Genomic DNA, 20,012 nt, shown 5'->3' on the forward strand with positions numbered 1-20,012 from the left:
CCCTTTTCGCGACACAAGTGTCTGCTGCGGGCCGAGGTGCAAGCGATCAGAAGCTCGCCTTGACCTGCATTCCCACCACCAACGCGTTGTCGATGCGTTGCCCGGAGAATGCGCCCGGCTCGATGATGTACTGCACATCCGGTCGCAGGTTCAGCCAGGGTGTGGCCTGGTAGCCGTAGCTCAGCTCGATCAGCTGTTCGGCGCTGTCCAGGTTGGGGAAGTCTTGGCCAGCGGCCTGGGCGGCGTCCTCGAGCACATCGCGGCTACGGGGGTTGGGCACGGCGCGACCGTAGCCCAGCGCCAGGGTATCGTGCGGGCGCCCTTCGAACGGCTTGTACAGCACGACGCCTGCGCCATACCACTTGGTAAACGGCGAGGCCGCTTTGCTTGAGGCCGAGTACTGGCCGAAGGCGTGCAAGCTTCGGCCCGGCAGGGCAGGGTCGTTCCACACCGCCTGATCGACCAGCAGGTAATGGCCGCCGCGCCCGGACACTTCGTCATTGCGGCCGATGCGTTTGGCGTCGGAGCTGTCGTAGTAGTAGCCGAGCTTGTACTCGCCAGGCAGTTGGCCTTGCAGCTTGTACACCAGCTCGACCGGGACCACGGTGCCGGTCGTGTGCTTGGGCCCCAGGTGCCAGGCGCGGCTGGCGTTGCCGTTGCTTTCGGGGTCGACGTTGAACGCTGCCACACGCACCTGCCAGGCTGGCGACAGGTCGTATTTGACCCTCACGCCCAGATGCGCGTTGGGGTAGTTGGTCCAGCCACTGCCGCCGGACATGTTCAGTGGGTGGCCGCAGAAACCGGCGTTCATGAAGTTGCACAGGATGCCGCTGTCGAGCCCGCCCAGGTCGTTGCCCATGGCCATGTAACCCAGTTTGACGTTGAGTGCCGGGGTGAACAGGGTGCGCTCGTAGCTGAGCTCGGTCAGGCGGGTGTAGAGGCCGCCGTAGTTTTCTTGGATCGGCAGGCGGTTGCCCACCAGGTCCTCGGAGGCGCTGTTGCCGCGGCGGTCGTTGACCGTCAGCTGGACCTTGCCAGCATTGTCCAGGCCGTACAGCTTCGAGAGGTCGAACTGTACGCCGAGCTTGAGGTTCTGCGAGTAGCGTGCCGAACGGTGCAGGCCGCCGTGGGCGTTGTAGGCCGTTTCGCCGCTGTAGTCGCCGGTGAACCTGATGCCATCTTCCTCGAGCTGCTGGCGCAAGCCGCCCCAGTCGCCGGTCAGGGTGTTGCGGGTCATCAGGTCGCCGTCGGCCATGGCGGTGGTGCTGGCCAGGGCCAGCGCAAGCGCGGGGGTGATGCGAATAACGCGGGGCATTACGGAGTCTCGGGTTGTCTGTGAGTGCCCGTTCGCCGGTCCCACAAAGGCTGCTCGGAGTCTTTGTGGGAACCGGCGAAGGGAGCGACGCGGTCTCGGTGGGGTAGGGTTTATCCGCGAAGAAGGCGGCGCGGTTTACGGCAGGGCATAGGCCATCACGTAGTCGCCACGGTCAGGGGATTGCCGCGCACCGCCGGCAGTGACCACTACATACTGCTTGCCGGTCTTGGGCGAGACGTAGGTCATCGGGCCGCCCTGGCTGCCGACGGGCAGGCGCGCCTTCCAGATCTCGTTGCCATTGCCGCTGTCGTAGGCGCGCAGGTAGAAGTCCTGGGTACCGGCGATGAACACCAGGCCGCCTTGGGTGGACAGCGTACCGCCGAGGGTCGGCAGGCCGATCTTGATCGGCAGGTGCATGCGGATACCGAGTGGGCCGGTGTCCTCGACAGTGCCGACCGGCACTTGCCAGGCGATCTGCTGGGTCTTCATGTCGATGGCGGTCAGGGTGCCGAAAGGCGGTGCCTGGCACGGAATGCCGGCCACGGACAGGAAGCGGTTCTTGTTCACAGCATAAGGCGTGCCCTTGAGGGGAACGGCGCCCATGCCCGTGTTCAGCGCCTCGCCACCGGAGGTGGCCTGGCCTTTGTTCTGCGAGGGGATCATCTGAATCCACAGGCCCAGACGCATGTCGTTGACGAAGATAAAGCCATGCACTGGGTCGGTGGAGATGCTGCCCCAGTTCATGCCACCGAGCGAACCTGGGAAGCTCAGCGACAGGTCGGTGCCTGGCGCGGTGTACAGGCCGTCATAGCGCATCTTCTTGAAGTCGATGCGGCACAGCAGTTGGTCATACGGGGTGGCGCCCCACATGTCCGATTCGGTCAGGGTCTGTGCACCGATTTGCGGCATGCCCACCGATTTAGGTTGGGTCGGGGAGTACGGCTCGTTAGGGATATTGCTCGGCTTGACCGGCACTTCGTCGACCTGGGTCAGCGGCTTGCCGGTAGCACGGTCGAGCACGTAGATCTGCCCGGCCTTGGTGCCGATCACCACCGCCGGAACGGTCTTGCCATCGTCCCGCGTGAAATCGATCAGGCTCGGCTGCATGGGCAGGTCGAAGTCCCACAGGTCGTTGTGCACGGTCTGGAACACCCACTTCTGGTTGCCGGTGGTGGCGTCCAAGGCCAGTACCGACGCGCCATAGGTGTGGTCCAGTTCGCTGCGCTCGACGCCGTAGAGGTCGGTGGAGGCACTGCCCATCGGCAGAAAGACCGTGTTCATCGCCGGGTCATAAGACATCGGCGCCCAGCTGTTGGGGGTGCTGCGCACGTAGGTGCTGTCGCCTTGCGGGGCGTTGCGGTCCTCTGGGTTGCCTGGGTCGAAGGCCCAGCGCATTTGCCCGGTGATCACGTCGAAGCCACGGATCACGCCGCCTGGCATGTCGGTCTGGACGTTGTCGGCCACCCGGCCGCCGACCACCACGGTGGTGCCGGCCATCAGTGGAGCGGAGGACAGCTGGTAGTAGGAATCCGGGACATCGCCCAGGCCGGCCTTGAGGTCGACCTGGCCGTTGTTGCCAAAGCCTTCGCAGAACGCGCCGGTGTCGGCATCGACAGCGATCAAGCGGCCATCGATGGTGTTGGTCAGCAGACGGCGCTGGCAGTTGGCGCCTGCGGGCAGTTTGACGGCGGCGATCGGCGAGCTGTTGGGCTGGGTCGGCTGGGCGATCTGGGCGGTGGCGTCGAAGTAGGCCATGCCGCGGCAACGCTGCCAGACCTTGGATTGGGCGTTGATCGCGTTCTTCCAGAGCTCCTTGCCGGTGTCCGCGTCCAGCGCGATGAGATTGTTGTGCGGGGTGCAGATGAACACCTTGTCGCCGACCTGCAGCGGGGTCAGCTGGTCTTCGGCACCGTTGCCGTCGCTCAGCGCCACATCGCCGGTGTGATAGGTCCAGGCGACCTTGAGCTTGTTCACGTTGTCACGATTGATCTGGTCCAGCGCGGCGAAGCGGCTGCCGCCTTCGGTATTGCCGTAGTGGGCCCAGTCTTTCTGTGCCTGGCCGGATTCGACCGGGGTCATGCCTGGGCCTTTGCCGGTAGGGGCGACGCTTGGGTGAGCGACGAACATGTTGCCAACGCCAATCGCCAAGGCGAGTGCCAGCACACCGGCCACGGCGTAGGCGCCACGACCGGTGCTGCCACCGCTGGCGCGCACCAGCATCGGATAGACCAGTGTCACCACCAGACCGATGGCCGAGAACATGAACAACCGCGAGAACAGCGGCCAGAACGTCAGGCCCGCATCGAGCACGGCCCAGATCGCCGTACCGACCAGGAAAGCGGCGAACAGCCAGGCACCGGCGGGCTTGCGGCGGGCGATGAGCCCGCCGGCCGTGGCCATGGCCAGGCCGCCGAGCAGGAAGTACCAAGAACCGCCAAGGATGGCCAGCTTGACGCCGCCGACGGCCAGAAGCAGGCCGAGCAGGGCGATGATCACGCCGAGCCCGACCAGGATGAAGGTTGAGGCGCCAGAGGCGCGAGGTGTTTGTGTCATTGCCAGGGATCTCGCAGGTGGGACTGCGCGCAGTTTAGGCCCTTAGCAAGCTAATTAACAAGTTAGTACATTATTTTTCAGGTCAGATTGTCGCAGGGCCGGAACTCTCCAATAACGCTTAAAAGCTTAGATCATGAACGAAAGATCGCTGAAATAGCGTCTACCCAGGCGCCTCGGATGATCACTGTGAAACCGTTGGTTCGGCGCGGCGAAGCCCTTCCATGAGGCATTTGAGGGCTGTCTTGACACGTTCTGCCGCCTTTTGTGGGTCGTCTTGGGCAATCACCCACATACCGCTGTCGCCCATGGCGCCGTTGATCAGGTGCGCCATGGCCACCGGGTCGAAGTCACGCAGCACCCCAGCGTGCTGCAGCTCCATCAATCCGGCGGCCATGGGGCCGATGTAGCTTTCTTCCTCGAGTTCGCGCAGGCGGGGGCCGAGTACGGCGGGAGCATCCTGCAGCAGGATGCGGCGCAGGGCGGGATCATGGAGCAGGTCGTAATAGTGCAGGCAGGTGTCCAGGTAGCCCTCCCAAGGATCGCTATGGGTGGCGAAACGCTCATCGAGCGCTTGGTTGATCTCGTCGAGCAGGTGCGTCACCACGGCGGTGAACAGCCCGGCCTTGCCGCCGAAATGGTGATGCAAGGCGCCTCGGGTCAGGTCAGCCTCGGCGCACAGTTCGTCCATCACCACGGCGGTGAAGCCTTTTTCCGCGAATTGACGGCGGGCGACAGCGATCAAGCGCTCGGTGGTTTCGGCGCTCATGGCGGCTCGGGTTCGGCGAGGGGCGGGCATCGGCAGCTCCTGGGGGATAACAGTGGACGCAAATTAGCATACGTTGCGTATGTCAATAAGGGGTATTAGCATACGCGGCGTATGCTAATTGGAGGTTTGTCCCATGTCCGCGTCCCTGCAGCACCCTCAACGTACATGGCTTGCCGAGCTGCCGGGCTTGCTGCGCCTGGCTTTGCCGCTGGTGCTGGGACTCTCGGCCAGTGAGCTGATCAGCCTGACCGACACCCTGATGCTGGCCTCGCTGGGGACGCTGGTGCTGGCCTGCGTGTCGCTCACGGCCAGTGCCGGGTTGATCTTCCATGCCGGGCTCTACGGGATGCTCGCCACCCTCAGTGTGCGGGTGGGCCATGCCTTCGGTGCCGGCGATGCCGAGGCCGTGGCGCGCACACTGCGTGCGGGGCTGGGTTACGGCCTGTTGGTCGGCACCCTTGGCTGCTCGGCAATGCTGGGCATCCTGCCGGTGCTGCAATGGGCCGGCGTGCCGTTGCCGGACATAGAGTTGCTGACACCGTACTGGCAGGCGATGGCGGTGTTCTTGATCCCGTTCTGTCTGGCCGTAGTGTTCAAGGACGTGCTGGAGGCCATCGGTCGCCCGTGGGCCGCGGTGTTGGTGGTGATGAGTGCGGTCGTGTTCAACGTGCCCTTGAGCTACGGCCTGATCCATGGCCATTTCGGCTTGCCGGCCCTAGGCTTGTTGGGCGCCGGTATCGCCAGCGTGCTGGCCGAGTCCTTGGCTGTGCTGCTGGCATTTGCCTATTGGCGTCTGGCGCCTTCGCTATCGGTCTACCGGCGAGCCTCCCTGGGCCCCCGGTTGGCCTGGCGCACGCTGATGGGAGAGGGCTGGCCGCTGGGGCTGGGCTACCTGGCCGAGGCTGGCGCCGTGGTGATCGCGGCCTGGATGCTCGGCTGGCTGGGCACGGCGGCGCTGGCCGCCAACCAGGTGGTGCAGTCGATCGGCTCGTTGCTGTACATGCTGCCGTTGGGCATGGCGGCGGCGGTGAGCATCCGCATCAGCCAGGCCCAGGGCCGTGGCCAGCGTGCGCGAATCGAGGCCATTGGCAGCGCCACCTTCATCAGTGTCAGTGCCTGGATGGTGGCCAGTACCTTGCTGCTGGTGGTGTTTGGCCGGGCGATCGCCGAGGCCATGAGTGACGACCCTCAGGTGATCGCCATTGCCGTGCCGATGTTCGTGGTGGTCGCGACCATGCAGATCGCCGATGGTTTGCAGTCCACAGCCCTGGGGGCCTTGCGCGGATTGCAGGATTATCGCTGGCCGGTGGGCGTGACCTTGGTCAGCTACTGGCTGTTGGCATTGCCGCTCAGCTACGGCCTGGCGTTCCACTCGCCGTTGGGGCCTGTCGGGGTCTGGGTCGGTTTTGCCTGCGGCCTGGCGGTGGCGGCGTTGCTGCTGCCTTGGCGCTTCTACCAGTTGCAGGGTGGCCCGACAGAGGGGGGGCAGCCTCAGTTGCCGTAGAACACTGCCAGCCAGACCGTCGCCACACCGGCCTCGGTCCACTCCACCCGGTGCCGGCAATGGGGCGGGATGTCCAGATGATCGCCGGGGCGAAGTACCCGCTCGTGGGGCTCATGCTCAAGCCTGAGCCCGGCGCTGCCGGTGAGCAGTAGTACCCATTCACCTTCGGCCTGGTCGTACCAGAAGCCAGGCGGGCTGGCCTGACCACTGGAGACGATGCGCTCGATGCGCAGGCCCGGCCGGTGCAGAAGCTCGTCGAATTGCTCGCTGGCCTGGGGGGCGAGCGGGGGAAGGGCGGTGAACAGGTTGTCGGGCATTGGGGGCCTCGCGTGCCAAGCCAGTGAGGCCCCTGAGTGTAGATCGGCTCAGCGCCCCAATGGCAGCGCCACGCCGATCAGCGCGAACAGCGTCCCGCAGCAGCGATTGAAACCACGCCCGCCCTTGGCCAGCCAAGGGCGCACGCGAAAGGCCAGGCGCGCCAGCAGGTATTCGACCACGAACTCCACGCTGGCAAAGGTCGCCGCCATGATCACGAACTGCATCGCCAGCCCGCGTTGAGGGTCGATGAACTGCGGCAAAAAGGCGCCATAGAACAACAACACCTTGGGGTTGGCCATGGCCGACAGAAAGCCCTGGCGGAACAGCCCGCGGTTGTCCAGACGCGTGGCGCCCTCAGCAAGCTCCAGGCGCATCGCCGGGCTACGCCAGAGCTGAATGCCCAGCCACAGGAGATAGGCCCCACCCACCCATTTGAGCACCTGCAGCAGTGAGGCTGAGGTATGCAGCAGGGCACTGAGGCCGAACATCGCCAAGGCAATCAGCGCGCTGAATCCGAACACGCCTCCCACGATGGTGTACAGGGTGCGACGGGCGCCATAGAGGGCGCCGTGGGTCAAGGCCAGCAGGCTGTTCGGACCTGGGGTCAGAGACAAGCCAATGCTGGCCAGCAGATAGATGAGCCAAGTATCCAGCGCCATGGAGAAAGCCTTTGGGTGTGAAGAGCGCCAGTCTAGGGTAAGCGTCGAGATTGCTAAGGTAATATCTGGACTTTCTGCGGTTATATTTGGACGTGCCCTGCATGACCCCTGACATTCGTCTGTTGATCCTTCCCCTGCCGGAATTCGCTTTGCTGCCATTCGGTGCCTTCCTCGACAAACTGCGCTTTAGCGCCGACGACGAGGACTACAGTCGCCAGCGCTACTGCAGTTGGACTTTGCTGGGCCTGACCGCCGATCCCGTGCCCTCGAGCAGCGGCGCGGTGGTTCAGGTGCAGACCACGGCGCAATCGGTGGACTTCAAAGGCCATGACTACCTGGTGCTGTTCGGCGGGCGCAACGCCGCGGCGACGGCGGCGCTGGCTCCGCGTTACCGGGCTTTGCTCAAGCGCGCTGTCCGGGCGGGGCTGAAGCTGGTAGGCGTCGACAATGCGGTGTTTCTGCTGGCGGCCTGTGGTTTGCTCGATGGCCACAAAGTGGTGGTGCACTGGCGCCACGAGGCGGAGTTTCGCGCCTCGTTCCCGTCCGTGCAGGTGCTGCGCGAGCAGCTGTATTGCTTCGATGGCGCACGGATCTCCTGTGCTGGGGGCACGGCGGCCATCGACCTGGCGGTGGAGCTGTTGTCGCGTGCCTGTGGCCGGGCGCGGGCACTCAAGGGCTTGGCCGACATGCTCGTGGACGAGACCCGCGACAGTCGCCATGCCTTGCGCTCCCTGGAGCAGGAGCCAGGGCAGGGGCGTGCGGTGCAGCGTGCTACCGCGTTGATGCGTCATCACCTGGGCTCGAACCTGACCCTTGAACAGCTGGCGGCAGAACTGGGCATCAGCCGGCGCCAGCTGGACCGCCAGTTCCAGGCCAGTCACGGCATGACGGCCAAGGCCTGGTGGCTCGAGATGCGCCTGCAGCAGGCGCGCTGGCGGTTGCTCAACTCGAGTCACGGCTTGGCGCAGATCGCCGATGAGGTGGGGTTGGGGGATGTCAGTTACCTGGGCAAGTGCGTACGCCGCAGGTTTGGCTGTACGGCGTTGACGCTGCGCGCCTCGGGAAGGCCAGGGGAGTGAGTCTCCCCCGGCGTTGCGAACACCTCCACGGCAATTATTGCGGCGACCCGAACAACCCGGTCCAGTAGATCCCCGCATCGCTCTTAGGGTCCACCGCATAGGCCGCGCCCAGCTCGGTGAAGTCGGGGTTCATCAGGGTGGCGCAATGGCCGGGGCTGGCCAGCCAGCCATCGACCACCTTGTTTGCCGTGTCACGACCGGCGGCGATGTTCTCGCCGATCTGCCGGTACAGGTAGCCGGCCAGCTCCGCCCGGTCGCCAGGGGTACGGCCGTCGCGGTCGATATGGTCGAAGAAGTTCTGGTTGGCCATGGCCCGGGTGTGGTTGGCGGCGACACCGGCCAAGGTGTTGTTCCAGTTCAGGGCAGGGGCAGCGGCGAAGGGTTGACCGCCGCATTGGCGCGGCGCTTTGCGTGCGGCGTTGATCGCCTGCAGCAGTTTCTGGCCTTCGGCCTGCCAGTCACCCAGGCGCCCGCTGAGCAGGGGGCGGGCCAAGACGATGCGCCAGTCACGGCCTTCCTGGCTGACACCGATGTCGACGAACTGTGGGTCAAGGACCACCTGGCAGAAGCTTTCCTCGATGGCATTCATCGCCGCCCGGGCATCGCGTGGGCCGGACAGGCTGATCGCCTGGACGTTGACCATGGGATAGGCGGCGCGGCTCATGGCCTGTTGCAGGTCGCGGGTGCCTTCCGGCGAAAGGGCAAGGCGGGTGTCGCTGTTGAGCGGCGGCAGTTCCAGCGAAGCCTCGCCGCCGCAGCGCTGGGCTTGGCTGCGATAGGCATTGATCGACTCGATCAGTTGACCTTCTTCACCGGTGAAGGCCAAGGCACCGGTGGAGGCGACAAGGCCCAGCGTCAGGGCGGCAAAGCGGGCAACGGATGACAGGACGCGCATGAAAATCTCCCTATGACTGGCAGCGCCTAGCTGCCCATCCTACACAAGCACACGGCGTTTGGCCCCGGTTTGTGCAGGGTGGGAAAAACGACCGGCAATCGATTGCGTACGGCAAAAGAGGGGGTAGACCCCTGGCTGCCCGAAAAGTGCGGTGTCGGTGCGACCCGCCGATTGCAACGCACTCATGAAGTTGGACAGGGAAAGATCTATGCTTGCTCCATGACCATCACCGAGCTTCCCCTTCGCCAACCCTGCCCACCGGGCCTCTGCGATTGCGGGCGCGAGCGGCTGCACGAAAGCCCACCCCAGGCCCAGCGGATCCTACTGTTGACCCGCCAGGAAGAAAAGCGCCTGCTAGAGCGCCTGGAGCACCTCAAGGACCTGGACGATCTGGAGCGTCTACAGGTGCGCCTGTACGAGCAACTGGGGATCCGCGTGCGCATCGCCCCTGGCTACAACGAAGTCCGCACCATGCGCGGTATCAGTATCGAACTGGAGGAACAGCCCGGGCTGTGCCGCAAGACCCGCCAGGCCATTCCGGCCGCCATCCGCCGAGGCCTCGAGCGCAACCCGCAGGTGGCCTTCCGTCTGCTCGATGCCCACGACCTGCTGCGCGATGCCTGATCCTTAGCGCATCGCCGCCAGCTTGATCCCGAACCCCACCAGGCAGGCGCCTGCCAGGCGCTCCAGCAGATTGGACATCCGTGGGTTGGCGCGCATGCGCTCGGCCAGGTGATGGGTCAACAGCACCGCGATCAGGCCATACAGGAAGGTCAGCGCGGCGACGGTCACCGCCATGAAGGCAAAAGTCACCACGCCCTGGTGGCGCACCGGGTCGACAAACAACGGGAAGAACGCCATGTAGAACATGATCGCCTTGGGGTTGAGCAGGGTGATCATCATCGTCTGGCGCAGATAGTGCCCGCTGGCCATGCGGCTCTCGCGCGGGGCGTCCCCCGGCTTGCTCAGCACCATGCGCAGGCCGAGCCAAGCCAGGTAGGCCGCCCCCGCCCACTGCACCACATGGAAGGCCGCAGGGTAGGCCGCCAGCAGCGTCGCGACGCCGGCCACCGCCAACCACATCAAGACCTGATCACCCAGGATCACGCCCAAGGTCGCGGCCAGCCCACCTTTGATGCCGCCCTTGCCGGTGGCGGTGATCAGCGCGAAGTTGCCAGGCCCGGGGATGGCCAAGAGGATGAGGAACGCAACAACGAAAGCACCGTAGTCGGTCACGCCTAGCATGGGGGAGTCTCCGAAATAGGCATCGCCAAAGGGGATCTGGATTTGTGCCACCCTGCGCGCTGCTTGCAAAGCACGTACAGCGACTAATTTTCGCCGTCGACCTTTCGTCTGTTGGATAGCCGCCCTGCGCACCGCGCAGCGGCCTTCATCATTCAAGGAGACAGGCAATGACGTCCGTATTCGACCGCGACGATATCGTGTTCCAGGTAGTGGTCAACCACGAAGAGCAATACTCCATCTGGCCTGACTACAAGGCGATCCCCAACGGCTGGCGTGCCGTGGGCAAGAGCGGCCTGAAAAAAGACTGCCTGGCCTACATCGATGAAGTCTGGACCGACATGCGGCCGCTGAGCCTGCGTCAGAAGATGGCCCAGGCCCAGGTTCAATGAGGCGTTGCCTGTGGATGCAGTGAATCTGCTGTGCCTGCCTTACTCCGGCGCCAGCGCCATGGTCTATCGCCGTTGGCGTCGCAAGGTGCCGGCCTGGCTGCAGGTGTGCCCGGTGGAACTGCCCGGTCGCGGCATGCGCCTGGGTGAGCCCTTGCAGACCGACATGCAGGCTCTGGCCCGGCAACTGGCTGCCGAACACCGAGCATCGGCCAGTGCCCCTTATGCCTTGTTGGGCCACAGCCTGGGTGCGCTGCTGGCCTTCGAGCTTGCCCATGCGTTGCAGGCCCTGGGTTGCCCGCCACCGCTCGCGTTGTTTGCCTGCGGTACCGCGGCGCCGAGCCGCCGTGAAGACTATGACGGCGTGCAATGGCGTGAACCTCGGCGCGACGACGAACTGATCGAAGAGTTGCGCAAGCTGCAGGGCACGCCCGAAGAGGTGCTGGCCAACCAGGAACTGATGAGCCTGACCTTGCCGATCTTGCGTGCGGATTTTCTGCTGTGTGGGCGCTATGTCTACCGTCAGCGTCCGCCCCTGGACTGCCCGCTGCATGTGCTCGGCGGCGAAGACGACCGGGCGAGCCAGGAGCAATTGCAGGCCTGGGGACAAGAGACTCAGGGTGCGTTCACCCTTGATATCTTCCCCGGTGGCCACTTCTTCATTCATCAGCACGAAGACCAGGTACTTGGCCTCTTGGCCGATGCCTTGGCGCCGCTTCGACACTGTGCCTGATTGACGTCGCCCTTTGCCTCGGCCAGCCTAGTGGGCTTTGCAGCCCACCCTGGGCTGCCCATTTTCACAGGCTAGGGCAGACAATGCTGATCGATCCTCGCAAGGCCACGCTGCTGGTCGTCGATATTCAGGAAAAACTCATCAACGCCATGAGCGACCCCGAAGGCACCCGCGCCCGGGCGCGCTGGCTGTTGGCGGCGACCGCCGAGCTGGAGCTGCCGACGGTGATTTCCGAACAGTACCCCAAAGGCCTTGGCCCGACCTTGGCCGAACTCAAGGCCGCATCGCCGGCGGCGCAGATCGTGGAAAAGCAGCATTTTTCTTGCGTGGCCGCCGAGTGCTTGCCGGCCAGCCTGATGGCGCGTGAGCAGGTGATCGTCTGTGGCATGGAAACCCATGTCTGTGTGTTGCAGACCGTGCTGGGCCTTTTGGGCCTGGGCAAGCAGGTGTTCGTGGTCGAGGATGCCTGCGACAGCCGCACCCCCGCCAGCAAGGCGGCGGGCCTGGCTCGCATGCGCGATGCCGGCGCGCAGGTGGTGACCCGCGAGATGGTGTTGTTCGAGTTGATGGGCAGCGCCGATCATCCGCTGTTCCGCCGCCTCAGCAAGACTTACCTGGTGGGCGAACAGCCTTGACTGCCAGGACGAGCGGCAGGCTGGCCGCACTGGGCTTGGTGGTCCTGGGGGTATTGCAGGGGTGTACGACCTCGCCTGAAGTTTCCGAGGCCGATCCGGCCCAGGTGCAGGCTCAGGTCAAGCGCCTACTACCGGCATCGATCAAGGACAGGGACGGCTGGGCCCGGGATATCCAGACCGCCTTCGCTGCCCAGCGCATTAATCCGAGCAAGAGCAACCTGTGCGCGGTGCTGGCGGTGACCGAGCAGGAGTCGACGTTCAATGCCGATCCTCAGGTGCCGAACCTTGGCCGCATCGCCCGAGAAGAAATCGATCGGCGTGCCGCACGGCTGCACATTCCCAAATTGCTGGTCGATGGGGCATTGAAAACCCCGTCGGGCAATGGCAAGACCTACCACCAGCGCTTGATGGCCGTGCGCAGCGAAAAGCAGTTGAGCGGCCTGTTCGATGACTTCATCGCCGGCCTGCCGCTGGGGCGTACGCTGCTGGGTGGTCTGAACCCGGTCCGTACCGGTGGGCCGATGCAGGTCAGCATCGAGTTCGCCGAGCGCCATGCCAAGGATTATCCCTACAGCTATGAGGGCACGATTCGCCAGGAAGTCTTCACCCGCCGTGGCGGCCTGTACTTCGGTATCGCCCACCTGCTGGGGTATCCCAGCCACTATCAACGCCAGTTGTATCGCTTCGCAGATTTCAACGCGGGCTGGTACGCCAGCCGCAACGCGGCGTTCCAGGCGGCGCTCAGCCGGGCGAGTGGTGTGACGCTGGCGCTCGATGGCGACCTGATTGCGCCAGGCTCGATCATGCCGGGCAGCACTGAACAGGCGGCGCGCAAGTTGCGCGTCAAGCTGGGGTTGCGCAACCCGCAGATCCGCAGCCAGCTGGAGAAGGGTGACAGCCTGGCATTCGAGGACACCGATCTGTACCAAGGCGTGTTCGCCCTGGCGGACGCCAAGGCGGGCAAACCGTTGCCGCGTGCGGTACTGCCCGGAATCGAACTCAAGAGCCCGAAGATCACTCGCAAGCTGACCACCGCATGGTTCGCAGGAAGGGTCGATGAGCGTTACCAGCGCTGCATGAAGCGTTGAGCCTGATGCCTTGGGGCCGCTGCGCGGCCTCATTGCTCAACGTCGTGGTTGCCCGTAGGCCTGGCTGATGCGGTCGATGACCATGGCCAGTGCGACGATCGCAAGCCCTGCCTCAACCCCTTGGCCAACATTGAGTGTCTGGATCCCGGACAGCACATCCTCGCCCAGGCCTCGGGCGCCGATCATCGAGGCTACCACCACCATCGACAGCGCCATCATCACCGACTGGTTGAGCCCGGCCATGATGCTCGGCAACGCCAGGGGCAGGGCGATGCGGCGCAGGCGTTGCCAGCGGTTGGCGCCCAGGCCGTGGGCCGCTTGCAGCAGTGATGGGTCGATCTGCGCCAGGCCCAGCTCAGTCAGGCGTACCAAGGGGGGCAGGGCGTAGACCAAGGTGGCGAACACGGCCGGGACCTTGCCCAGGCCGAACAGCATCAATACCGGGATCAGGTACACGAAGGCCGGCAAGGTCTGCATCACGTCGAGCACCGGCAGCACCAGGCGCCGTGCCAAGGGACGGGTCGCCAGGACGACCCCGAGGGGTACCCCGATCAGCACGCACAAGCCGGTACTGACCAGCACTAGCGCCAGGGTTTGTAGCAGCTTGTCCCATAACCCGATCATGCCGATCAGCGCCAGCAGGGCACTGAGCACCAGCGCGCGTGTCAGGCTGCGGCTGGCGTGCCAGGCCAGCAGGCCGACCAGCAGGAGCAGCAGCCACCAGGGCAGCAAGCGCAACAGGCTTTCCAGGCCCACCAGCAATTGCAGCAAATGGTCGGACAAGCTGCGCAGTTGATCGCCATAGCGCAGCACCAGCCAGTCGACCAGGCGGTTGACCCATTCGGCGAAGGAGAACTGCCAGGCATTGGGAAACCCTGCGCTCACAGCGCGCCCTCGACCTTGGCGGCGGCCTCGGCGGGCAGCCAGGCCTTCCAGACCGCTGGATGGTCGCGCAGGAACATCAAGGCAGCGTCACGTGGTGACTGGCGGGTTTCGCTCATGTGGGCCAGGGCTTTGTTCAGGCGGTCGATGGGCAGGTCCACTTTCTCGAACACCGCCACCAGGTCTGGGTAGTGCTCGCGAAAGGGCGCCGACACACCGATCGACAATTTGGCGGGCAGCGAACGGCTGCCTTTGGGGTGTGGGTTTTTCGCGTCGGTGAGGGTTGCCCAGGCTGCGGGGTCGAATGGCGGTTCCTCGAGTCGGACCAGGTCATAGCGGCCCATCAGCGGCGTAGGGCTCCAGTAATAGAACAGCACAGGTTGGCCGCGACGGATCGCCGAGCCGATTTCCGCATCCAGGGCGGCGCCGGAGCCACTGCGGAAATTGTTATAGAGGGTATCCAGGCCATAGGCCTTGAGCTTCTGGCTGTTGACTGTTTCGGAGGTCCAGCCGCTGGGGCTATTGAGAAAGCGGCCTTTTTCCGGTGTTTCCGGATCGCGAAACACCTGGGGGTAGCGTTTGAGGTCTTCGACACTACGCAGATCCGGCGCCAGCGCCTTCAGGTTGCGGGCCGGGTCGCCCTTGATCACATAGGCCGGCACCCACCAGCCTTCTTCGGCATTTTTCACCGTATCGCCCAGGGCGAATACCTGGCCGGCCTGTTCGGCCTTGACCCAGGCGGGGCTGCGTCCGGCCCATTCCTCGGCGATTACCTGCAGGTCGTTGCGCGCCAGGGCCACTTCCATGCTGACGGTGCTGCCGGGGAGGGTATCGGTGGGGTAGCCGAAGCCGTGTTCGACGATCAGGCGCAGGATCTCGGTGGTCAGGGCGCCGCTTTCCCAGCCGATGGCGCCGAAGTGAATCGGCGTGCGCTCCTCGGCGGCTGCGCTGTCGGTGCTGGCCAGGCCCACGGCAAGCAGCAGGCCGGCCAGCAGCGTTGGAATTCGTTTCATCAGAGCCTCGTCGGTTGCCGGTCCTTGGGTTGTGGCAAGTGTAGACGACGAGGTTGCAAGGGCCGCGCAGCGGCCCCGGCGATGCAGGATTCAGACGCGGAACTGGTCCATCAGTCGCTGCTGCTGGTTGGCCAGGTCATTGAGCGACTGGCTCACCCGCGCCGACTCGTTGGCCTGGCCGGACAGCGATTCGGTGACATCGCGAATGGTCGCGACATTGTTGTTGATCTCTTCGGCCACCGCGCTTTGCTCCTCGGCGGCCGAGGCGATCTGCAGGTTCATGTCGGTGATCACGGTCACGGCCTGCCCGATGCGCTGCAAGGCGGTGACTGCCTGGCCGACCTGTTCGACGCCGCCCTGGGCCTGGCGATGGCTGTTGTCCATGGCGCCGACGACCTCCTGGGTCCCGGCCTGCAGGGCTTCGATCACCTGGCGGGTTTCTTCCACCGACTCCTGGGTGCGGCGTGCCAGGTTGCGCACTTCGTCGGCGACCACGGCAAAGCCACGCCCGGCCTCGCCGGCACGGGCTGCCTCGATGGCGGCGTTGAGGGCCAGCAGGTTGGTCTGTTCGGCGATCGAGCGGATCACCTCCAGCACCGAGCCGATCTTCTCGCTGTTCTGCGCAAGGCCCTGGACCTGGGCCATGGCGCCGCTCATGTCGGCGGCCAAGGCATCGATGCTGGTGGTGGTGCGGTCGATCACCGCCAGGCCTTCGCGGGTCGCCTGGTCGGCCTCGCGCGCGGCCTGGGCCGCCTGGGCCGCGCTGCGGGCGACATCCTGGGCGGTGGCGCTCATTTCGTGGGAGGCAGTGGCCACCTGGTCGACCTGGCGGTACTGCTGTTCCATGCCGGAGCTGGTTTCGGCGGCGATGGCCGCGGACTGATCGGCGGTGCCACGGGCAGCCTGGACCGACGCTTTGACGTCGGCAATGGTCGGTTGCAGCTTGTCGAGGAAGCGGTTGAACCAGCCGGCCAGCTCGCCCAGTTCATCGCGTTTGTCGTAGGTCAGGCGACGGGTGAGGTCGCCTTCACCGCTGGCGATGTCCTTGAGCATGGCGGCCACGCCCAGGATCGGCCGGGTGACTCCGCGAGCCATCAGCCACACCAGCAACAGCCCGGCAATCGCCACCGCCAGGCCCAGGCCCAGCTCCAGCAGGGTGCCACTGGTGTTGAGGCTGTCGAGCTCCTGCTTGAGCGCCTCGGCCGGGCCTGTCAGGGCGCTTTCCGGCACATCGAGCAGCACGCCCCAAGGCTTGCCGCCAGGGATCGGTTCGAACGCGGCCAATACCTTCAGGCGCTGCTCGTTGCGCAGAATCTGCAGCTTGCCTTCTGGCAGCTTGCCCACGAGGCTGGCGCCTTGGGCGGTGTCGACCTGGTCGAAGCGGTGGGCCAGCTTGCTGGCATCGGCACTGTAGCCGGCCAGCAGGCCCGCAGGGCTCAGAATGCCGACCGTGGTGCGACCTTCATAGAGGTTGCGGCTGGCATCCTGGCTGAGGGCCTGCAGGCTGTTGAGGTTGATGTCGATGGACAAGGTGGCGATCACCTTGTTGGCGACGATCAGCGGGAACACGATGCTGGTCATCAGCACCTGCTGGCCTTCGATGGTGTAGAAGTACGGCTCGCTCACGCAGACCTTGCCGGTGCTGCGCGGGCAGACCCACCAGGTGTTGTTCGGCTCGCCGCTCGGGCCGATCTCGGTGTTGGCCATGTCCTGCTCGGGCAGGGCCATGGAGGTCAGCTGGCCGGCACGCGGTTGCGACCAGTAAAGGGCGAAGCGGCCGGTCTCGTTGCTGCCCAGTTCGGCCTGACCGGTAAACAGTTTGTCCTTGCCATCCAGCGCGTCAGGCTCGAACACCAGCGACAGGCCCAGCAGGTCGGGGTTGGCCTGAAGCGCAGCGCGCACCTGGCGGGTCATGTCTTCGCGCAGATCGTAGGCGTCCAGGAAGCGCTTTTCGGCCTGCTCGCGCAGGAACAGCACCTGACGGGCAAACCCTGCGCCGTACTGGTAGGCATCCATGAACTGGCGGCGGATGTTCAAGGCCTGGACCTCGCCTTGCGACTCGATGCGCGCCTGGGCCGACTCGGTGAGCATCTGCATGCTGCTGGCTTTGACCAGGTCGGAGCTATGGTCCATGCGGTAAAGCGAAAGGCCGATCAGTACCGTGACGATGGTGGCCAGGCAGAGCCCGGCCAGCAGGGTGATCTTCCACTGGATGGAGAGTTGTCGCAGAGGCATTTTCGGGCGAATCCCTTGTTATAAATCGGGGTCTGCCTTCTGTGTCGGCGCCTCCCTGGCTTTCTTTATTCAAGCGTTCAATAAAAAATTCGTATTGCCTGAGCCTGTTGCGTCAGGTCGCGACGTTGAGCGCTTTGACAAGCGACCGAGCGTGCTGCAGAGTGTGCGCCCTTCATAACAATATCCCCTGGCCCGGCCACTGCCTTGAGGCAGCCTGTCGCCGGCGCGTCCGCTTTTTGTCCGTCGTTACGAGGTAACCCACACAATGAATGCTGTCATTGCCGCGGTCGGCATCATGCTGATCCTGAGCCTGTCCCGCGTGCATGTGGTCATCGCCCTGATCATTGGCGCCCTGGCCGGTGGCCTGGTCGGAGGCCTGGGCACCGAAGGCACGCTCAAGGCTTTCAACAGCGGCCTGGGCGGTGGCGCCACGGTGGCGCTGTCTTACGCGCTGCTGGGGGCCTTCGCCGTCGCCATCGCCAAGTCCGGGCTGGCCCACGCCCTGGCCGATCGCGCCCTGGCGATGGTCGATCGCCAGGGGCATGGCAACGCTGGTGGGCTCAAGTGGCTGTTGATCGGCCTGATGCTGGTGGTGGCGATCTCGTCGCAGAACATACTGCCCATCCATATCGCCTTCATACCGCTGCTGGTGCCGCCGCTGCTCTATGTGCTGACCCGCTTGCGCATCGACCGCCGGTTGATCGCCTGTGTGATCACGTTTGGCCTGATCACTCCGTACATGTTCCTGCCGGTCGGCTTTGGCAACATCTTCCTCAACGAGATCCTGCTGGCCAACGTCAGCCGTGCAGGGGTGGACGTCAGTGGGGTGAATGTCACCCATGCCATGGCCATCCCGGCCGCCGGCATGCTGGCCGGATTGCTGCTGGCCGTGTTCTTCAGCTACCGCAAGAAGCGCGACTATGACCTGGATCGCATCGAACAGGTCGAGCAGGTCAGCGTCAGCTACAACCCCTTGACCTTGCTGGTGGCAGGCGCGGCCATCGCCGCGGCATTTATCATCCAGCTCTGGCTGGACTCGATGATCATCGGGGCGATGGTGGGCTTTTTGATTTTCTCGCTCTCGGGCATCGTGCGCTGGAAGGACACCGACGACCTGTTCACCGAAGGCATGAAGATGATGGCCATGATCGGCTTCATCATGATTGCCGCCTCGGGGTTTGCCGAGGTGATGAAGGCGACCGGTGAGGTGAAGAGCCTGGTGGAAACCTCGGCGCAGTGGATTGACCACAGCAAGGGCATCGGTGCCTTGCTCATGCTGTTGGTAGGGCTGCTGGTGACCATGGGCATCGGCTCGTCGTTTTCCACGGTGCCGATCCTGGCCGCGATCTTCGTGCCGCTGTGCGTGCAGCTGGGCTTCGACCCGGTCGCCACGGTGTGCATCGTCGGCACCGCCGGTGCGCTGGGCGATGCCGGTTCGCCCGCGTCGGACTCGACCCTGGGCCCGACCTCGGGCCTCAACGTGGATGGCCAGCATCACCATATCTGGGACACTGTGGTGCCGACCTTCATCCATTACAACCTGCCGTTGCTGGCCTTTGGCTGGCTGGCGGCGATGGTGCTTTGAAGAACCCGGGCTGCCCTGCAGCCCATCGCAGGTTCGGCCCGCACCTAGAGGGCTAGGCTGGTACGCTGCGGTGTCAGCCGCGTCCAGGTGGCGGGGAAATACGATTGAGGACGGTGCTGCCGTCCTTGCTGCGGGTCAGGTAGATCGGCAGTACCTTGGGCAGACTGTCCACCAATCGCTTGACCTCATGGATGCTGTAGACGCCACTGACGCGAATGGTGCCGGTGCTCTCGTCAGCCAGTTGCAGGGGGGTGTCCAGGTAGCGGTTTATCACCGGTAGGGCCTGGGCGAGGCTCAGGTTGTCGAGAATCAACTTGCCGCTGCGCCAGGCCAGGCTGTTGCCTGAGTCGTCGCTCTGGGCGAGCGCCGGTTCGAAGTCGCCGGCGCGGTAGCTGGCCTGCATGCCGGGGCCCAGTCGGTAGCCACCATCGTTGCCGTTGCTGCTGACCAGCACAGAGCCTTCCACCAAGGTCACCTTGACCTGATCTTCATACTTCCAGACGTTGAACTGGGTGCCGGTTACCCGTGTCTGGCCTGTACCCGCCCGAACGATGAATGGGTGGGTGCTGTCGTGCGTAACCTTGAAGAACGCCTCGCCCTGGACCAGGGTGACCTGGCGCTGATCCTTGTAATTGAGGTAGCGCAGTTCGCTGTGCAGGTTGAGCTCGACCACGCTGCCGTCGCTGAGCGTGACCTGGCGCATCTGGTCGGTGCTTTGAACGTGCTGGTAACGATTGGGCAGCCAGCCTTGTTCCCAGCCGACCCAACCCGCCAGGGGCAGTGCCAGCAAGGCGATCGCCGCCGCCGAGGCCAGAGGGCGCCAGTTACGCGCACGAGCCGGTTGGCGGGCGTTGGGGTTGAAGTCGACCACCGTGGTGGTGCGAGGCAACAATTCGGCGGTCTGCCAGATCTCCAGCATCGCCTCGTATTCCTCCAGGTGCCTTGGATCGGCCGCAAGCCACCGTTTGAACGCCTCGCGCTCGGCTGGCGTGCAATCTTCGGCATGCACGCGCATGCACCAGTGCGCGGCGGCATCGGCGAGGGCATCGTCTGGGTTGAGGCGGTCTTGGTTCATCGTGGCTCCCGGTTTTGCGGCATTCTACCCTCCACAGGGGGGTGGC

At 64.7% G+C, this 20,012-nt stretch carries 19 protein-coding genes and 1 pseudogene; 8 read left to right on the plus strand and 12 right to left on the minus strand.

Going from position 1 to position 20,012, the window contains the following annotated elements:
* Positions 1–46 precede the first annotated feature (46 nt).
* From HMPREF3173_RS16550 to HMPREF3173_RS16560, 3 genes are all read right to left on the minus strand, one after another.
* Positions 47–1,315, minus strand: coding sequence for a carbohydrate porin (locus HMPREF3173_RS16550; protein ID WP_070574618.1), 1,269 nt, complete (start codon positions 1,313–1,315; stop codon positions 47–49).
* A 135-nt stretch (positions 1,316–1,450) separates the two neighbouring features.
* Positions 1,451–3,868 (minus strand): glucose/quinate/shikimate family membrane-bound PQQ-dependent dehydrogenase, encoded by a 2,418-nt coding sequence (locus tag HMPREF3173_RS16555; protein ID WP_070574620.1) that lies wholly within the window; start codon positions 3,866–3,868, stop codon positions 1,451–1,453.
* A 181-nt stretch (positions 3,869–4,049) separates the two neighbouring features.
* Positions 4,050–4,664: a TetR/AcrR family transcriptional regulator gene (locus HMPREF3173_RS16560; protein WP_070574622.1), complete on the minus strand. Its 615-nt coding sequence runs from the start codon at positions 4,662–4,664 to the stop codon at positions 4,050–4,052.
* 103 nt (positions 4,665–4,767) lie between these two features.
* Here HMPREF3173_RS16560 and HMPREF3173_RS16565 point away from each other — a divergent pair, with 103 nt between their 5' ends.
* Positions 4,768–6,138: an MATE family efflux transporter gene (locus HMPREF3173_RS16565; RefSeq protein ID WP_070574624.1), complete on the plus strand. Its 1,371-nt coding sequence runs from the start codon at positions 4,768–4,770 to the stop codon at positions 6,136–6,138.
* On the opposite strand, the gene HMPREF3173_RS16570 is transcribed toward HMPREF3173_RS16565, so the two are convergent.
* Together HMPREF3173_RS16570 and HMPREF3173_RS16575 are read right to left on the minus strand one after the other, a co-directional pair.
* Entirely contained in the window at positions 6,126–6,455 is a 330-nt protein-coding gene (locus HMPREF3173_RS16570) for a cupin domain-containing protein (RefSeq protein ID WP_070574626.1), read from the minus strand. The two genes, HMPREF3173_RS16565 and HMPREF3173_RS16570, sit on opposite strands and share 13 nt — an antisense overlap.
* 48 nt (positions 6,456–6,503) lie before the next feature.
* Positions 6,504–7,115: a LysE family translocator gene (locus HMPREF3173_RS16575; protein WP_070574628.1), complete on the minus strand. Its 612-nt coding sequence runs from the start codon at positions 7,113–7,115 to the stop codon at positions 6,504–6,506.
* Between the two features lie 101 nt (positions 7,116–7,216).
* On the opposite strand from HMPREF3173_RS16575, the gene HMPREF3173_RS16580 reads away from it, so the two are divergent.
* Positions 7,217–8,194 (plus strand): GlxA family transcriptional regulator, encoded by a 978-nt coding sequence (locus tag HMPREF3173_RS16580; RefSeq protein ID WP_070574630.1) that lies wholly within the window; start codon positions 7,217–7,219, stop codon positions 8,192–8,194.
* Positions 8,195–8,228: 34 nt separating this feature from the next.
* On the opposite strand, the gene HMPREF3173_RS16585 is transcribed toward HMPREF3173_RS16580, so the two are convergent.
* Complete coding sequence (locus HMPREF3173_RS16585; protein WP_043211300.1) at positions 8,229–9,089, minus strand: CAP domain-containing protein; 861 nt, start codon at positions 9,087–9,089, stop codon at positions 8,229–8,231.
* A 219-nt stretch (positions 9,090–9,308) separates the two neighbouring features.
* Here HMPREF3173_RS16585 and HMPREF3173_RS16590 point away from each other — a divergent pair, with 219 nt between their 5' ends.
* Positions 9,309–9,713 carry a hypothetical protein gene (locus HMPREF3173_RS16590; protein WP_070574632.1) on the plus strand — a complete coding sequence of 135 codons (405 nt, stop codon included), beginning with the start codon at positions 9,309–9,311 and terminating at the stop codon, positions 9,711–9,713.
* A gap of 3 nt (positions 9,714–9,716) precedes the next feature.
* On the opposite strand, the gene HMPREF3173_RS16595 is transcribed toward HMPREF3173_RS16590, so the two are convergent.
* Complete coding sequence (locus tag HMPREF3173_RS16595; protein WP_070574634.1) at positions 9,717–10,334, minus strand: LysE family transporter; 618 nt, start codon at positions 10,332–10,334, stop codon at positions 9,717–9,719.
* A 167-nt stretch (positions 10,335–10,501) separates the two neighbouring features.
* On the opposite strand from HMPREF3173_RS16595, the gene HMPREF3173_RS16600 reads away from it, so the two are divergent.
* The 4 genes from HMPREF3173_RS16600 (at position 10,502) to HMPREF3173_RS16615 (ending at position 13,176) form a co-directional block, all read left to right on the plus strand.
* On the plus strand, positions 10,502–10,723 hold the full coding sequence (locus tag HMPREF3173_RS16600; protein ID WP_043211294.1) for an MbtH family protein: 222 nt from the start codon (positions 10,502–10,504) through the stop codon (positions 10,721–10,723).
* Positions 10,724–10,733: 10 nt separating this feature from the next.
* Entirely contained in the window at positions 10,734–11,453 is a 720-nt protein-coding gene (locus HMPREF3173_RS16605) for a thioesterase II family protein (RefSeq protein ID WP_083300083.1), read from the plus strand.
* Positions 11,454–11,536: 83 nt separating this feature from the next.
* A complete protein-coding gene (locus HMPREF3173_RS16610; protein ID WP_070574636.1) occupies positions 11,537–12,088 on the plus strand; it encodes a hydrolase in 552 nt (183 codons plus the stop codon).
* Positions 12,085–13,176, plus strand: a complete 1,092-nt coding sequence (locus HMPREF3173_RS16615; RefSeq protein WP_371906682.1) for a DUF1615 domain-containing protein — start codon at positions 12,085–12,087, stop codon at positions 13,174–13,176. Before HMPREF3173_RS16610 ends, HMPREF3173_RS16615 begins: the two co-directional genes overlap by 4 nt.
* 36 nt (positions 13,177–13,212) lie before the next feature.
* Here the strand turns inward: HMPREF3173_RS16615 and HMPREF3173_RS16620 are convergent, their stop codons facing one another.
* The 4 genes and pseudogenes from HMPREF3173_RS16620 to HMPREF3173_RS25365 all read right to left on the minus strand — a co-directional run.
* Complete coding sequence (locus tag HMPREF3173_RS16620; protein ID WP_070574638.1) at positions 13,213–14,061, minus strand: ABC transporter permease; 849 nt, start codon at positions 14,059–14,061, stop codon at positions 13,213–13,215.
* Positions 14,058–15,071 carry an ABC transporter substrate-binding protein gene (locus HMPREF3173_RS16625; protein ID WP_070574640.1) on the minus strand — a complete coding sequence of 338 codons (1,014 nt, stop codon included), beginning with the start codon at positions 15,069–15,071 and terminating at the stop codon, positions 14,058–14,060. Before HMPREF3173_RS16625 ends, HMPREF3173_RS16620 begins: the two co-directional genes overlap by 4 nt.
* 90 nt (positions 15,072–15,161) lie before the next feature.
* A complete protein-coding gene (locus tag HMPREF3173_RS25360) occupies positions 15,162–15,917 on the minus strand; it encodes a methyl-accepting chemotaxis protein (protein WP_371906685.1) in 756 nt (251 codons plus the stop codon).
* Between the two features lie 102 nt (positions 15,918–16,019).
* A pseudogene (locus HMPREF3173_RS25365) lies at positions 16,020–17,306 on the minus strand (HAMP domain-containing protein); the annotation flags it as partial.
* A gap of 265 nt (positions 17,307–17,571) precedes the next feature.
* On the opposite strand from HMPREF3173_RS25365, the gene HMPREF3173_RS16635 reads away from it, so the two are divergent.
* Complete coding sequence (locus HMPREF3173_RS16635) at positions 17,572–18,891, plus strand: Na+/H+ antiporter family protein (protein WP_070574645.1); 1,320 nt, start codon at positions 17,572–17,574, stop codon at positions 18,889–18,891.
* Between the two features lie 73 nt (positions 18,892–18,964).
* Here HMPREF3173_RS16635 and HMPREF3173_RS16640 read toward each other — a convergent pair whose 3' ends face one another.
* Positions 18,965–19,966 carry a FecR family protein gene (locus tag HMPREF3173_RS16640; protein ID WP_070574647.1) on the minus strand — a complete coding sequence of 334 codons (1,002 nt, stop codon included), beginning with the start codon at positions 19,964–19,966 and terminating at the stop codon, positions 18,965–18,967.
* Positions 19,967–20,012 lie beyond the last annotated feature (46 nt).

This window comes from Pseudomonas sp. HMSC08G10 (assembly GCF_001808425.1).
Lineage (GTDB): Bacteria > Pseudomonadota > Gammaproteobacteria > Pseudomonadales > Pseudomonadaceae > Aquipseudomonas > Aquipseudomonas guariconensis.

Excerpts from the sequence above, each read along its gene's own strand:
- HMPREF3173_RS16625 (WP_070574640.1), bottom strand. The coding sequence starts at position 15,071 with ATGAAACGAATTCCAACGCTGCTGGCCGGCCTGCTGCTTGCCGTGGGC.
- HMPREF3173_RS16560 (WP_070574622.1), bottom strand. The coding sequence starts at position 4,664 with ATGCCCGCCCCTCGCCGAACCCGAGCCGCCATGAGCGCCGAAACCACC.
- HMPREF3173_RS16600 (WP_043211294.1), top strand. The coding sequence starts at position 10,502 with ATGACGTCCGTATTCGACCGCGACGATATCGTGTTCCAGGTAGTGGTC.
- HMPREF3173_RS16610 (WP_070574636.1), top strand. The coding sequence starts at position 11,537 with ATGCTGATCGATCCTCGCAAGGCCACGCTGCTGGTCGTCGATATTCAG.
- HMPREF3173_RS16590 (WP_070574632.1), top strand. The coding sequence starts at position 9,309 with ATGACCATCACCGAGCTTCCCCTTCGCCAACCCTGCCCACCGGGCCTC.
- HMPREF3173_RS16580 (WP_070574630.1), top strand. The coding sequence starts at position 7,217 with ATGACCCCTGACATTCGTCTGTTGATCCTTCCCCTGCCGGAATTCGCT.
- HMPREF3173_RS16595 (WP_070574634.1), bottom strand. The coding sequence starts at position 10,334 with ATGCTAGGCGTGACCGACTACGGTGCTTTCGTTGTTGCGTTCCTCATC.
- HMPREF3173_RS16575 (WP_070574628.1), bottom strand. The coding sequence starts at position 7,115 with ATGGCGCTGGATACTTGGCTCATCTATCTGCTGGCCAGCATTGGCTTG.
- HMPREF3173_RS16585 (WP_043211300.1), bottom strand. The coding sequence starts at position 9,089 with ATGCGCGTCCTGTCATCCGTTGCCCGCTTTGCCGCCCTGACGCTGGGC.
- HMPREF3173_RS16640 (WP_070574647.1), bottom strand. The coding sequence starts at position 19,966 with ATGAACCAAGACCGCCTCAACCCAGACGATGCCCTCGCCGATGCCGCC.
- HMPREF3173_RS25360 (WP_371906685.1), bottom strand. The coding sequence starts at position 15,917 with ATGGAACAGCAGTACCGCCAGGTCGACCAGGTGGCCACTGCCTCCCAC.
- HMPREF3173_RS16570 (WP_070574626.1), bottom strand. The coding sequence starts at position 6,455 with ATGCCCGACAACCTGTTCACCGCCCTTCCCCCGCTCGCCCCCCAGGCC.
- HMPREF3173_RS16565 (WP_070574624.1), top strand. The coding sequence starts at position 4,768 with ATGTCCGCGTCCCTGCAGCACCCTCAACGTACATGGCTTGCCGAGCTG.
- HMPREF3173_RS16550 (WP_070574618.1), bottom strand. The coding sequence starts at position 1,315 with ATGCCCCGCGTTATTCGCATCACCCCCGCGCTTGCGCTGGCCCTGGCC.
- HMPREF3173_RS16555 (WP_070574620.1), bottom strand. The coding sequence starts at position 3,868 with ATGACACAAACACCTCGCGCCTCTGGCGCCTCAACCTTCATCCTGGTC.
- HMPREF3173_RS16635 (WP_070574645.1), top strand. The coding sequence starts at position 17,572 with ATGAATGCTGTCATTGCCGCGGTCGGCATCATGCTGATCCTGAGCCTG.